This is a genomic window from Streptomyces sp. NPDC058671, assembly GCF_042716475.1.
GTDB lineage: Bacteria > Actinomycetota > Actinomycetes > Streptomycetales > Streptomycetaceae > Streptomyces.
In genome coordinates, this window is the sequence record NZ_JBHXSA010000014.1 from 146,923 (window position 1) to 160,846 (window position 13,924).

11 protein-coding genes are annotated in these 13,924 nt (G+C 71.0%); 8 read left to right on the forward strand and 3 right to left on the reverse strand.

The window, feature by feature from the left end; all coding sequences use genetic code 11:
- Positions 1 to 79: 79 nt before the first annotated feature.
- The 3 genes from gltX to ACFWV2_RS19350 all read right to left on the reverse strand — a co-directional run bounded on the left by gltX (position 80) and on the right by ACFWV2_RS19350 (position 2,623).
- Entirely contained in the window at positions 80 to 1,552 is a 1,473-nt protein-coding gene (gltX, locus tag ACFWV2_RS19340; RefSeq protein ID WP_384406211.1) for a glutamate--tRNA ligase, read from the reverse strand.
- The gene (locus ACFWV2_RS19345) at positions 1,545 to 2,339 is read right to left on the reverse strand and encodes a fumarylacetoacetate hydrolase family protein (protein WP_384406212.1); all 795 of its coding nucleotides are present in this window, start codon (positions 2,337 to 2,339) and stop codon (positions 1,545 to 1,547) included. Before ACFWV2_RS19345 ends, gltX begins: the two co-directional genes overlap by 8 nt.
- An 80-nt stretch (positions 2,340 to 2,419) precedes the next feature.
- On the reverse strand, positions 2,420 to 2,623 hold the full coding sequence (locus tag ACFWV2_RS19350) for a hypothetical protein (RefSeq protein WP_073819096.1): 204 nt from the start codon (positions 2,621 to 2,623) through the stop codon (positions 2,420 to 2,422).
- 566 nt (positions 2,624 to 3,189) lie between these two features.
- On the opposite strand from ACFWV2_RS19350, the gene ACFWV2_RS19355 reads away from it, so the two are divergent.
- From ACFWV2_RS19355 to ACFWV2_RS19390, 8 genes are all read left to right on the forward strand, one after another.
- Positions 3,190 to 7,068: a nitrate- and nitrite sensing domain-containing protein gene (locus tag ACFWV2_RS19355; RefSeq protein WP_384406213.1), complete on the forward strand. Its 3,879-nt coding sequence runs from the start codon at positions 3,190 to 3,192 to the stop codon at positions 7,066 to 7,068.
- A gap of 9 nt (positions 7,069 to 7,077) precedes the next feature.
- A complete protein-coding gene (locus ACFWV2_RS19360; protein WP_030496942.1) occupies positions 7,078 to 7,491 on the forward strand; it encodes a roadblock/LC7 domain-containing protein in 414 nt (137 codons plus the stop codon).
- Between the two features lie 158 nt (positions 7,492 to 7,649).
- On the forward strand, positions 7,650 to 8,054 hold the full coding sequence (locus ACFWV2_RS19365) for a DUF742 domain-containing protein (protein WP_024756254.1): 405 nt from the start codon (positions 7,650 to 7,652) through the stop codon (positions 8,052 to 8,054).
- Positions 8,035 to 8,616, forward strand: a complete 582-nt coding sequence (locus ACFWV2_RS19370; protein ID WP_384406214.1) for an ATP/GTP-binding protein — start codon at positions 8,035 to 8,037, stop codon at positions 8,614 to 8,616. The genes ACFWV2_RS19365 and ACFWV2_RS19370 overlap by 20 nt, the downstream gene beginning before the upstream one ends.
- A 335-nt stretch (positions 8,617 to 8,951) precedes the next feature.
- On the forward strand, positions 8,952 to 12,233 hold the full coding sequence (locus tag ACFWV2_RS19375) for a nitrate- and nitrite sensing domain-containing protein (protein WP_384406215.1): 3,282 nt from the start codon (positions 8,952 to 8,954) through the stop codon (positions 12,231 to 12,233).
- A gap of 7 nt (positions 12,234 to 12,240) precedes the next feature.
- Positions 12,241 to 12,654 (forward strand): roadblock/LC7 domain-containing protein, encoded by a 414-nt coding sequence (locus tag ACFWV2_RS19380; protein WP_317877038.1) that lies wholly within the window; start codon positions 12,241 to 12,243, stop codon positions 12,652 to 12,654.
- A gap of 92 nt (positions 12,655 to 12,746) precedes the next feature.
- The gene (locus ACFWV2_RS19385) at positions 12,747 to 13,310 is read left to right on the forward strand and encodes a DUF742 domain-containing protein (RefSeq protein WP_384406253.1); all 564 of its coding nucleotides are present in this window, start codon (positions 12,747 to 12,749) and stop codon (positions 13,308 to 13,310) included.
- Positions 13,291 to 13,872: an ATP/GTP-binding protein gene (locus ACFWV2_RS19390; protein ID WP_266897066.1), complete on the forward strand. Its 582-nt coding sequence runs from the start codon at positions 13,291 to 13,293 to the stop codon at positions 13,870 to 13,872. Before ACFWV2_RS19385 ends, ACFWV2_RS19390 begins: the two co-directional genes overlap by 20 nt.
- The last annotated feature ends 52 nt before the right edge of the window (positions 13,873 to 13,924 follow it).

Here is a 13,924-nt window from a genome sequence, read left to right on the forward strand (position 1 = left end):
CTGTGTGTTTTGGGGGGGTTTGCGGGGGGGGGGGGGGGGGCGGGCCCCCCGGCCCCCCGCCCCTCCCGTACGGGTGCGGTTACGCGGCGAGCCTCGCCAGGGCCGCGTCGATGCGGGTCAGGGTCTTCTCCTTGCCCAGGATCTCCAGGGACTCGAAGAGGGGGAGGCCGACGGTGCGGCCGGTGACCGCGACGCGGACCGGGGCCTGGGCCTTGCCGAGCTTGAGGCCGTGGGCCTCGCCGGCGGTCAGGACCGCGTTCTTGAGGGACTCCGGGTCGCTCCAGTCGGCGTCGACGAGCTTCTCGCGGGCCGTGGTGAGGAGGGCCGCAGGCTCGCCCTTCATGGCCTTGTCCCACGAGGGCTGGTCGAAGACCGGCTCGGGAAGGAAGAGGAAGTCGACGTTGGCCGTGATGTCCGAGAGGACGGTCACGCGAGTCTGGGCGTGCGGCGCGATGGCCTCCCAGGCGGCCCGGTCGAAGTCCTCGGGCGCCCAGTTGGCGTGCGGGGCCTGGAGCCAGGGCTCGCAGGCCGTGGTGAAGGCCTTCACGTCCAGCATCCGGATGTGGTCGGCGTTGATCGACTCGGCCTTCTTGAGGTCGAAACGCGCCGGGTTGGCGTTGACGTCGGCGATGTCGAACGCCGCCACCATCTCGGGGATGGTGAAGATGTCCTGGTCGGCCGAGAAGGACCAGCCGAGGAGCGAGAGGTAGTTCAGCAGGCCCTCGGGGAGGAAGCCGCGCTCCCGGTAGAGGTTGAGGGAGGCCTGCGGGTCGCGCTTGGAGAGCTTCTTGTTGCCCTCGCCCATGACGTACGGCAGGTGGCCGAAGGCGGGGATCGACTTCGCGACGCCCAGCTCGATCAGCGCCTTGTAGAGCGCGATCTGGCGCGGGGTGGAGGAGAGCAGGTCCTCGCCGCGCAGGACGTGGGTGATCTCCATCAGGGCGTCGTCGACCGGGTTGACCAGGGTGTACAGCGGGGCGCCGTTGGCCCGGAGGATGCCGTAGTCCGGCACGTTCTCCGAGGTGAAGGTGAGCTCGCCGCGGACCAGGTCGGTGAAGGTGATCGGCTCGTCGGGCATCCGGAAGCGGACGATGGACGCGCGGCCCTCGGCCTCGTACGCGGACTTCTGCTCCGGGGTGAGGTTCCGGCAGTGGCCGTCGTAGCCGGAGGGGCGGCCGGCGGCGCGGGCGGCCTCGCGGCGCTCGTCGAGCTCCTCGGTGGTGCAGTAGCAGGGGTACGCGTACCCGCCGGCGAGCAGCTTGTCGGCGACGTCCTTGTAGATGTCCATCCGCTGCGACTGGCGGTACGGCGCGTGGGGGCCGCCGACCTCCGGGCCCTCGTCCCAGTCGAGACCCAGCCAGCGCAGCGAGGCGAGCAGCTGCTCGTACGACTCCTCGGAGTCGCGCGCTGCGTCGGTGTCCTCGATGCGGAAGACCATGGTGCCCTGGTTGTGCCGGGCGAAGGCCCAGTTGAAGAGGGCGGTGCGGACCAGGCCCACGTGGGGGTTGCCGGTCGGCGAGGGACAGAAACGGACGCGGATCGCGTTAGCCACGCTTGATCACCTTATTGGTGAGAGTGCCGATGCCTTCGATGGTGACGGCGACCTCGTCGCCGACGTTGAGGGGGCCGACCCCGGCGGGGGTGCCGGTGAGGATGACGTCGCCGGGGAGCAGCGTCATGGCCTCGGTGATGTGGACGACCAGGTCCTCGATGGAGCGGATCATGTCGCTGGTCCGGCCCAGCTGGCGCTGTTCGCCGTTGACCGTCGCCTGGATGGTGAGGTCGCCCGCGGCGGCGAGGCTCATCTCCGTCTCCACCCAGGGGCCCAGCGGGCAGGAGGTGTCGAAGCCCTTGGCGCGGGCCCACTGCTTCTCGCGCTGCTGCGCGTCGCGGGCGGTGACGTCGTTGGCGCAGGTGTAGCCGAAGACGACGTCCTTCACGCGCTCGCGGGGCACCTCGCGGCACATGCGGCCGATGACCACGGCCAGTTCGGCCTCGTGGTGCAGCTCCTGGGAGAAGGAGGGGTACTCGATCGCGTCGCCGGGGCCGATCACCGAGGTGGTGGGCTTGAAGAAGGCGACGGGGACGTCGGGGACCTCGTTGCCGAGTTCGGCGGCGTGCTCCGCGTAGTTGCGGCCGATGGCCACGACCTTGTTGGGGAGCACGGGCGGCAGGAGCCGTACCTTGCTCAGCGGGACCTTGGTGCCGCTGAGCTCGAAGTCGGTGTACGGAATGCCCTTGATGATGTCGAGGACGAGGCCGCCGGACTCGACGGTTCCCTCGCCCTCGACGGCGCCGAAGGCCACATTGCCGTCGATGGAGAATCTGGCGATGCGCACGAGTGCTGTCGCCCCTCACTTGTACTGGCTGGAGTCTGACGCTCCAGGCTAACGCGGCGCGGGGCGGCCGACCTGCGAGATCAGCGGGACGCGGCGGCGTACGGCTCGGGCTGGTACGGGGCCGGGGGCTGCATGAGGATGGTGCGGCGCGGGTTGGCCGTCCGGGTGGGCAGTTCGGCCGCGTACTCCGGCCGGGCGCCCCGGTCGAGCTCTGCGGCGTCCGTGAGGTGGACGAGGGTGGAACGGCGGGGGTTGGCCGTGGTGCCGGGTGTCGTCGTCTTCATCGCGGTGATCTGACCTTGTTCCGGAACGGGCGCCGCATGCGGGCGCGTGGGGGTGTAAAGCGTCAGGCTAAACATGCGATTCCCTTCGAATGCATGGCTAAGACATCGATTCTCGTGTGAGTTTGCTCACCATCACCCCTACATTCCGGGCATTACGGACCGTCTCCTGTCGCCACGGAAAGGGACATTCCGCCACTGAACCCTCTATTCCGCTCCTGATCATGTCGACTGGGACACACGGGCACGCGCAGTCATTGGGGAGGAAAAGTCCGTATCCTCCGCGATCATCTTCTACGTGCGGTGACACTGTGCGCACGCGTTGTCATGACCTTCGCGGCGCGACACGCGGCCCTTGTTGGAGATCCGGCACTGTGCTGGAATTCCACGCACCGTCGCGGGTTTCAAGCCGGCGCGCAGGGGCGCAACGCAGCGCCGGCCGTGCGACGGGAAAGGGGGAACTGCGCCGGTCACCGACGACCACCTGGGGTGCACCACACCCCGAACGACGCCGACACCGTCCTCTCCGTTCACCCGGAAGGACGCCTGGTCCAGAGGTTGCGACGCTAGTGCAGGGACGTTTCAAGAGGGATGGCTCGGGGTCTCCCCAGGCCCGCAAGGGCCGAGCGGACACTCCGGCGGAGCAGGAACCGCGTGCCGGGACCGACCGCGGTCCCTCGGCCCCGCACACCCCGAACCAGGGTCAGGGACCGTCCGGCGACGGCGGTGACGGCGGCAGGCGCACGAGCGCCGCGGCCGCCTCCGGCGAGCCGTCCGACGCACCCGTCAAGCCCCGGGCCGAGAACGAGGTCGGCTCCCGAATAGCCCTGCGCAACTGGCGCATCTCCACGCGCCTGGTCGCGCTCCTCACCCTCCCCGTGGTCGCGGCGACCACCCTGGGCGGCATCCGCATCAGCGAGTCGCTCCAGGACATGGAGCAGCTCGACCACATGCAGCTGCTCACCAAGCTGACCCGAGAGGCGACCGACCTCGCGCAGGCCCTCCAGGCCGAGCGCGACCTGTCCGCGGGCCCCCTGGTCAACGGCCGCCCGGTCAGCGACTACCAGGTCGCCAACCCGCGCCGGAAGACCGACCTCGAGTACAAGGCCTTCCTCGAGGCGACCGAGGAGATCCCGGCCACCGAGGGCGACGAGGCGCTGCGCAGCATCCGCCAGAACGTCAACGGGATCGCCTCGCAGGTCATCCAGCTCAACACCATCCGGGGCAACGCCTACGAGAAGGGCGTCTCCCACTCGGTGACGGTCGAGGCGTACAGCCGTCTCATCCGCGCGCTGCTCAGCCTGTCCCAGGACATGGCGCAGGCGACCAGCAACCCCGAGATGATCAAGCGGACCCGTGCGCTCGCCGCGTTCTCGTCCGCCAAGGAGTACGCCTCCATCCAGCAGGCGATCATCGCGGCGGCACTGCCCGCGAGCGACCGGACGTCCGGCAGGATCCAGCAGGGTGACCGCCTCTACGGCGAGGCCGCGCTCAACTCCGAGGCCGACGAACTCAAGTCGTTCCAGGCGATCTACGAGTCGACCGGTGGTGACGCCACCGAGCGGACGGCGTCCCTGAACCAGGGCAACCCGTCGATCACCGCGGCCGAGAAGTACGCCGAGCGCGTCCTCAACATGGACGACGCCATGCAGAGCGGCACCAAGCGCGGTCACCTGAACTTCACCGACGAGTACGGCACCAAGATCGCCGCCATGAACCGCATCGAGCGCGGTCTGCTCGGCGACATGGAGACCATGGCCCGTGAGCTGCGGCAGGAGTCGCAGCGCGAGGCCATCATCAACGGTGCGCTGATCCTCCTCGTCCTCGGCGTCTCGCTCATCGGCGCCTTCGTCGTGGCCCGGTCCATGATCCGCTCGCTGCGCCGGCTCCAGGACACCGCGACCAAGGTCGCCCAGGACCGACTGCCCGAGCTCGTCAAGCAGCTCTCCGAGTCCGACCCGCAGGACGTCGACACCTCCGTCGAGTCCGTCGGTGTGCACTCCCGCGACGAGATCGGCCAGGTGGCCGCGGCCTTCGACGACGTGCACCGCGAGGCCGTCCGCCTCGCCGCCGAGCAGGCCCTCCTCCGGGGCAACGTCAACGCGATGTTCACCAACCTGTCGCGCCGCTCCCAAGGCCTCATCCAGCGTCAGCTCTCGCTCATCTCCGAGCTGGAGTCCCGCGAGGCCGACCCGGACCAGCTGTCCTCGCTGTTCAAGCTCGACCACCTCGCGACGCGCATGCGCCGTAACGGTGAGAACCTCCTCGTCCTCGCCGGTGAGGAGCCGGGCCGCCGCTGGACCCGTCCGGTCCCGCTGGTCGACGTCCTGCGTGCCGCCGCCTCCGAGGTGGAGCAGTACGAGCGCGTCGAACTGGCCGCGGTCCCGGCGACCGAGGTCGCCGGCCGGGTCGTCAACGACCTCGTGCACCTCCTCGCCGAGCTGCTCGAGAACGCCACCTCGTTCTCCTCGCCCCAGACCAAGGTCCGGGTCACCGGCCACGCGCTTCCCGACGGCCGGGTGCTCGTCGAGATCCACGACACCGGCATCGGCCTCTCGCCCGAGGACCTGGCCGCGATCAACGAGCGGCTCGCCTCGCCGCCCACCGTGGACGTCTCGGTCTCCCGCCGCATGGGCCTCTTCGTGGTCGGCCGCCTGTCCCTGCGACACGGCATCCGCATCCAGCTGCGTCCCTCCGACTCGGGCGGCACCACCGCCCTCGTCATGCTCCCGGTCGACGTCGCCCAGGGCGGCAAGAAGCCCATGCCGAAGCCGGGTTCCGGTGGCCAGGGCGCGATGCCGCAGGGCGCCTCCGCTCCGGGCGGCCGGCTTCCCGGCGGCCCCGGCGCGGCCGGCGGCCCCGGCGGTGGACGTCCGGGCCAGGGCGGTGGCCCGTCCGCGACGGGCGGCCTCCTCGGTGGCGGAGCCCCGCGCGGTCAGGTCGGTTCCGGCGGTCCCAGGGCCGCCCTGCCCGCCCGTGACGGCGCCCCGCTCGCGGGTGGCCCGCAGACCCGCACCCCGCAGCCGCAGAACGCGCAGCTGGACCAGACCGCCTCGCTGCCGCAGGTCCCCCCGGCCCCGCAGGCGCCCCAGGCCCCGCAGAGCCAGGATCCGCTGCGCCCCGGCGGCGGGCTCATCGGCGGCGCCGCGAGCGCCATCCCCTCCCGTACCGACGTGTGGGGCAACAACAGCGGCCCGCAGGCCGGGCCCGGCGCCCCGCAGCACGCCCCGCAGGCCCCCCGGCCCGGCGGGTACGAGGCCCCGCGCGCCGAGCTGCCGGGCGGCAACCCCCAGCAGCAGCGCCCGCAGTCCGCGAGCTGGGGCAACGACCCGGCGCAGCAGCCGGTGCGGCGCCCGCGCCAGGAGATGTCCCCGCTGGACGCCCCGCGCGGTCACGAGGAGTCGGAGACGACGGGCCTGTTCGGGGCTCCGGCGGCTCCTCAGGGTCCCGGTTCCACGGGCCAGTTCCCCCGCCCCGACTTCGGCGCGCAGCAGCCGCAGGGCGGGCACCCGCAGCAGGCCCCGCAGGCGTACCAGGGCGGTGTCCAGGACCCCGCGTCGACGGCGCAGTTCCCGCGCCCGGACTTCGACGCACCGCAGGGCCCCGGCTCCACCGGCCAGTTCCCCCGTCCCGACTTCGGCGCCCCGCAGGGACCGGCTCAGGGCCCCGGCTCCACCGGCCAGTTCCCGCGGCCCGACTTCGGCGGTCAGCAGCCGCAGGGGCGGCCGCCCCACCAGGCCCCGCAGGGCCAGGCCCCCCAGCAGCAGTACCAGGGCGGCCAGCAGCAGCAGTTCGGCCGGCAGCCCTTCGTACCGCAGGCGCAGCAGCAGGGCCAGGCCCCGCAGGCTCCCGCCCCGCGTCAGCGCGACGGCGGTGACTTCGGCGCTCCGCGCCACGGTGCCGAGCCGGGCCGGCAGCCGCAGCCGCGCCAGCCGCAGCTCCAGCAGCCGCGCCGTCCGGAGGCCCTGCCGCCGGCGAGCGGTGCGGGCGACGGCAGGACGCCGCTGTACGACACGCTGGAGAACAACTGGCACCAGCAGGGGCAGGCTTCGGCGCAGCCGGCGCAGACCCCGGCCGGGCCGCAGTCGTCCGCTCCGGCGCCCCGGCAGACCGGGGACCCGGCCGCCGACGCCAACCGGCAGAACGGCGGGGCCGCCTGGCGGACCTCGCCCAACGACGAGCTGGTGCGCCAGGCCGAGCGGGTGCGCAAGCCCGCGGCCGGCGGGGTCACCACCTCGGGTCTTCCGCGGCGCGTGCCGAAGGCCAACCTCGTGCCCGGGACCGCGCAGGAGCAGGCCCACACGGCCGGCCCCCAGGTCTCGCGCGCACCCGACGACGTCCGCGGCCGGCTGACCAATCTGCGCCGCGGCATTCAGCAGGGCCGACAAGCGGGCAACTCGACCACGGGTAGCATCCACCTCGGTCCGAACCATCAGCAGGAGCGCTAGTTGAACGCGATGAGCCAGGCGGCGCAGAACCTGAACTGGTTGATCACCAACTTCGTGGACAACACCCCCGGGGTGTCGCACACGGTGGTGGTCTCCGCCGACGGACTCCTGCTCGCCATGTCCGAAGGATTCCCCCGTGACCGCGCCGACCAGCTGGCGGCGGTCGCGTCCGGGCTGACCTCGCTGACCGCGGGCGCGTCCCGGATCTTCGAGGGGGGCCCCGTCGCCCAGACGGTCGTGGAGATGGAGCGCGGCTTCCTCTTCCTCATGTCCGTCTCCGACGGCTCCTCGCTGGCCGTGCTCGCCCACCCCGAGTGCGACATCGGCCTCGTGGGCTACGAGATGGCGCTGCTTGTCGACCGGGCCGGCAGCGTCCTCACCCCGGACCTCCGCGCGGAGCTCCAGGGCAGCCTGCTCCACTAGCCGGTCACCCACCCCGGACAACCCACCGCACGACCGACCGACAGGGCGGTACGCCCCTCCGTACCGCCCTGGGCACCGTTCACCGTCCGGCCGCCCCACCCGGCCCCCCACCGGCCCCATCAGACGGCAGATGCTTTGCTGTCACGCCCGGAGGATTCATGACCCCGCCCCCCGCCTCTCACGATCCGTACGGCGCCTCAGTCGACGAGTACGGATACGAGGGCGACCAGCCGCTGGTGCGTCCGTACGCGATGACCGGCGGCCGGACCCGGCCGCGCTACCAGCTCGCCATCGAGGCGCTGGTCAGCACCACGGCCGACCCGGCACACCTCGCCACGCTCCTGCCCGAGCACCAGCGGATCTGCCACCTGTGCCGTGAGGTGAAGTCGGTGGCCGAGGTGTCGGCGCTGCTCTCGATGCCGCTCGGCGTCGCCCGCATCCTCGTCGCCGACCTGGCGGAGGCCGGCATGGTGGCGATCCACCAGCCGGGCAACGGAGAGACCGGCGGCACGCCGGACGTGACTCTGCTCGAAAGGGTGCTCAGTGGACTTCGCAAGCTCTAGCGGCGGCGCGGCCCGTTCAACCACCAGCGCGAAGATCGTGGTGGCGGGTGGCTTCGGCGTGGGCAAGACCACGTTCGTCGGCGCCGTCTCGGAGATCGACCCGCTGCGTACCGAGGCCGTCATGACGTCCGCCTCGGCGGGCATCGACGACCTCACGCACACCGGTGGCAAGACGACGACGACCGTCGCCATGGACTTCGGCCGCATCACCCTGGACCAGGACCTGATCCTGTACCTGTTCGGCACGCCCGGGCAGGACCGGTTCTGGTTCATGTGGGACGACCTGGTCCGCGGCGCCATCGGCGCGGTGGTCCTGGTGGACACCCGCCGTCTGGCCGACTGCTTCCCGGCGGTCGACTACTTCGAGAACTCGGGCCTCCCCTTCGTCATCGCCCTCAACGGCTTCGACGGAGCCCAGCCCTACCAGCCCGAAGAAGTCCGCGAGGCCCTCCAGATCGGCCCCGACACCCCCATCATCACCACCGACGCCCGCCACCGCGCCGACGCCAAGAGCGCCCTCATCACGCTCGTGGAGCACGCCCTCATGGCCAGGCTCAAGTAGCGGAGCGGTCAGGGCGGTTGTCATATGCCGCTGCCAGGGGCGGTCTGTGTCCTTCGACACGGCCGCTCCTGCGTTCATAACGTTTCGACAGAGAATTGGAGCGTCCCGGACACACGACGCATCCGATCGGTGTCACTGCGCTCACATGAGCCCCGCCTTTTGGCGGGGCTCGCTCTTTATGCCCGTTTTATACGAGGCCTGGACCACTGAAAGGGGCCGTATCCCACTGTTTGGAACGGACCCCCTTCACGTGCTGCAATTCATGAACTCCCGAGTAGGCCCTGAACGAAACACCGGCACAACGTAGGTGCCGACGCCGAGAGGTTGTTGGTCGAGTGAGGCGAAGCAAGGAAAGCTCCGCGGAGCAGGAGACGCGGGGCAACTTCACGCCGCCGTCGCGTACTGCCATGTTCCCCGCGGACATGCCCGTGACACCGCCGCCGACCGCGGCCGCGGGCAAGGGCAGCTCCAGCAAGCTGTCGCCCCGCAACTGGCGGGTGCCCACCCGGCTGAACGCGATCCTCCTCATACCCGTGCTCGTCGGCCTCGTCATGGGCGGCTTCCAGGTCAAGGGCGCGATCGACACCTGGCAGGAGGCGCAGGACGCCGAGAAGACGGCGCTCATCGTGCGCGCCGCCTCGGAGTACAGCACCGCCCTGCTGAACGAGCGGGACCTCACAGCTGGACCGCTGCTCGCCGCCAAGAGCGCCGAGGACCGCAAGAGCGACGAGGTCACGCGCGCGTACGCCGCGACCGACGCCGCCCGCGTGACGTTCGACGAGGCCGCCAAGAACCTCCCGTCGGGCCAGGGCCTGGAGCGCCGGCTGCGCCTCTTCAAGGACGAGGAGCCGAAGCTCGACGCGCTGCGCAAGGCGGCGTACACCCGTGCCCTCGACCCGGTGAACACCCAGCTCGGGTACACCGGCGTCCAGCACTACCTCACCGAGTTCTCCAACGAGCTCGGTCTCGGCACCGGCAACGTCACCGCCTACGGCCGCAGCGTCTACGCCATCCAGCTGGCCAAGGGCGCCGAGTCCCTCCAGCGCTCGATCGGCACCCAGCTCCTGGTCCGGCCCAGCCGCCAGGAAGCCGTCTTCGCCCAGCAGTCCGTGGCGTTCAACTCGTACAACTACCTGGAGCAGATCGCCCTCGGCGAGTTCGCCTCCGGCGGTATGCCCGAGGACGTCGAGCTGCTCAAGAAGGTCATGGCCGGCAAGGCCACGGAGGGCGCCAAGCAGATGCGGGCCGCGGGCGTCGAACTGCCCAAGGGCAAGGACGGCTCCGTCTACTCCGGCGCGGCCTCCGCGATCGGCACCGCCAAGAACCCCGACGCTCTCGCGGCCCTCTCGTCCAAGGGCATCACGGCCGAGACCTGGATGGCCGTCGCCACCGCCAAGTTCGAGGGCTACTCCGAGGTCGAGAAGATCCTCGTCGACAAGGCCGTGAACGAGGCCGTGCGGATCTCCGACGAGGCCAAGACGGACGCCTGGGTCATCGGCGGCATCGTCGTCGTCGCCCTGCTCACCGCCTTCATCCTGGCCGGGATGATGGCCCGCCAGATGAGCCGCGCCATGCAGCAGCTGCGCACCGCCGCCTTCGGCATCGCCGAGCAGCGTCTGCCGATGCTGGTCGACCAGCTGTCCCGTACCGAGCCAGGCCGTGTCGACACCCGCGTCCAGCCCATCCCGATCGACTCGCAGGACGAGATCGGCGAGGTCGCCCGCGCCTTCGACCAGGTGCACCGCGAGGCCGTCCGGCTCGCCGCCGAGCAGGCCATGCTCCGGGGCAACGTCAACGCGATCTTCACCAACCTCTCGCGCCGCAACCAGTCGCTGATCGAGGGCCAGCTGACCCTCATCACCGACCTGGAGAACAACGAGGCCGACCCGGACCAGCTGGAGAACCTCTTCAAGCTGGACCACCTGGCCACCCGTATGCGCCGCAACGGCGAGAACCTCCTCGTCCTCGCCGGCGAGGAGCCCGGCCGCCGCTGGGACCAGCCGGTCCCGCTGGTCGACGTCATGCGCGCCGCCTCCTCCGAGGTGGAGCAGTACGAGCGCATCGAGCTCGCGGGCGTCCCGGAGGCCGAGATCCACGGCCAGGCCGTGACCGACCTCGTCCACCTGCTCGCCGAGCTCCTGGAGAACGCCACCACGTTCTCCTCCCCGCAGACCAAGGTCCGCGTCACCGCGACCCGTCTCCCCGACGGCCGCGTGATGGTCGAGATCCACGACAAGGGCATCGGCCTCACCGCCGAGGACTTCGCGGACATCAACCACAAGCTGGCCAACCCGCCGACGGTCGACGTGGCCGTCTCGCAGCGCATGGGCCTGTTCGTGGTCGGCCGCCTCGCCGACCGCCACGGCATCCGGGTCCAGCTCCGCCCCTCGGGCGAGCAGGCCGGTACGACCTCGCTCGTCATGCTGCCGGACGCGATCACCCACGGTGGCGGTGGCGAGCAGGCGCACCAGGACGACTTCACCGTCTCCCAGATCATTCCGCAGCAGCAGCAGAACGCTTTCGAGAGCGCGCCGCCGCAGCAGCAGATGCTGACCGCCGCCGACCTCGGCTTCGACGACTCGCGCTACGACCGGTCGGCCGAGGACGAGCGCCCGGTCGACCCGGTCGACCGCTCGCTGAAGCGCGAGGGGCGGCGTGCCGCCCTGGAGGCCCAGGCGCAGGGCGGTGACCGTCCGCTCTTCCGCGACGAGGTGGAGCAGACCGACCAGCCGGAGCAGGCGGAGGCCTACGGGCACCAGGACCAGGACTACGGTCAGGGCCAGGAGTACGGGCAGCAGCAGGGCCAGGAGTACGCGCAGGAGCAGTACGCACCGGCGCAGCAGGAGTACGGGCAGCAGCAGCCCCAGCAGGCGCAGGACTACGGCCAGGAGTACGCGGCCGGCTACCCGCAGCAGGACGGCTACGCGTACCCGCAGCAGGGGTACGAGACGTACCAGCAGCCCGGCTATGCGGAAGCCTCGTACGAGACCCCGGCAGCCGAACAGCAGCAGTACGGCAATGCGTTCGATCCCCAGTCCCAGCAGGCCGAGTGGCAGGACCAGAACGCTTACGGCAACGGCTGGCAGCAGCCGTACGGAGCGGAAACGGAATCTGCTTCGCCCGCTCCCGAACAGGCCCCCGAGCGCGTAGGCTTCGACCGTCCGGGTCCGACCCCGAGTGCCGCCCCGGACGCCGGTCACGCGCTGACCGACGCCGGTCTGCCGCGCCGCGGCAGCGTCGCCCCGCAGAGCCCGCAGGCGCCGCAGCAGGCGGAGCCCGCGCAGCCGGCGCAGGACCAGCAGCAGAACGAAGCCGACGGCCCCGAAACGTGGCGCTCGACCAACGACGAGCGCTGGCAGCGGGCCGGAAAGCTCAAGGACCCGAAGGCGGGCGGGGTCACCTCCTCCGGTCTCCCCCGCCGGGTCCCGAAGGCCAACCTGGTCGAGGGCACGGCTGAGCAGACCCCGCAGGGCGGCCCCCAGGTCTCCCGCGCCCCCGAGGACGTACGGGGCAGGTTGAGCAACCTGCGCCGGGGCGTCCAGCAGGGACGCACCGCGGGAACGGACACGAACGGATCGGGCCTCGGCCCGGGCAGTACCTACAACCAGGAGCGTTAGTGTGAGCATGAGCCAGGCGGCGCAGAATCTGAACTGGTTGATCACCAACTTCGTGGACAACACCCCCGGGGTGTCGCACACGGTGGTGGTCTCCGCCGACGGACTCCTGCTGGCGATGTCCGAGGGTTTCCCCCGGGACCGCGCCGACCAGCTGGCGGCCGTCGCCTCCGGACTGACCTCGCTGACCGCGGGCGCGTCCCGGATCTTCGAGGGCGGTGCGGTCAACCAGACCGTGGTGGAGATGGAGCGCGGCTTCCTCTTCCTCATGTCGATCTCGGACGGCTCCTCGCTGGCCGCGCTCGCCCACCCCGAGGCGGACATCGGTCTCGTGGGCTACGAGATGGCCCTCCTCGTGGACCGGGCGGGCACCGTACTGACTCCTGACCTCCGGGCGGAGCTTCAGGGAAGTCTTCTCAACTAACAGACAGACAGTGCGTTTCGCGCCACCGACCCGTAGGGTGCGGTGGCGCGGTTCCACGGGACATGGACCGCGAGGCAGTCGAGGAGGAGAACGTGGGAACACCACCGGGCGCAAGCCCCTACAACGGTTATGACGCGCACCAGGCGCCGCTCGGCGACCCCGCGCAGAACCGGTTCAACTTTCCCTCCACACCGAGCAGACAGGGTGCGTCGCAGCCCTATCGGCAGCCTCAGGGCCAGTCCGCGGGCGCCCACCGCGCCCCGTCCCCCGCCGGTGCGGGCGGTTCGGGCGGCGGTTCGGGCGGTTCGGGCGGGCACAACCCGCTGGTGCGTCCGTACGCGATGACCGGCGGCCGGACCCGGCCGCGCTACCAGCTCGCCATCGAGGCACTGGTCAGTACGACGGCCGACCCGTCCCGGCTGCAGGGGCAGTTGCCCGAGCACCAGCGGATCTGCCGGCTCTGCATCGAGATCAAGTCGGTCGCGGAGATCTCGGCACTTCTCTCCATCCCCCTCGGCGTCGCCCGAATCCTCGTCGCCGACCTGGCCGAGGCCGGACTCGTCGCCATCCACCAGCCGGGCGGCGACGCCGCCGCCGGCGGCCAGCCAGACGTGACACTGCTCGAAAGGGTGCTCAGTGGACTTCGCAAGCTCTAGCGGCGGCGCGGCCCGTTCAACCACCAGCGCGAAGATCGTGGTGGCGGGTGGCTTCGGCGTGGGCAAGACCACGTTCGTCGGCGCCGTCTCGGAGATCAACCCGCTGCGTACCGAGGCCGTCATGACGTCCGCTTCCGCGGGCATCGACGACCTCACGCACACCGGCGACAAGACGACGACGACCGTCGCCATGGACTTCGGCCGCATCACCCTGGACCAGGACCTGATCCTGTACCTGTTCGGCACCCCCGGGCAGGACCGGTTCTGGTTCATGTGGGACGACCTGGTCCGCGGCGCCATCGGCGCCGTCGTCCTCGTCGACACCCGCCGCCTGGCCGACTGCTTCCCCGCGGTCGACTACTTCGAGAACTCGGGCCTCCCCTTCGTCATCGCCCTCAACGGCTTCGACGGAGCCCAGCCCTACCAGCCCGAAGAAGTCCGCGAGGCCCTCCAGATCGGCCCCGACACCCCCATCATCACCACCGACGCCCGCCACCGCGCCGACGCCAAGAGCGCCCTCATCACGCTCGTGGAGCACGCCCTCATGGCCCGACTGCGGTAAGTCCCGGCAGGCGTCCGGTACGGATGTGAGAGGCCCCGCGCACCCCCTCGGT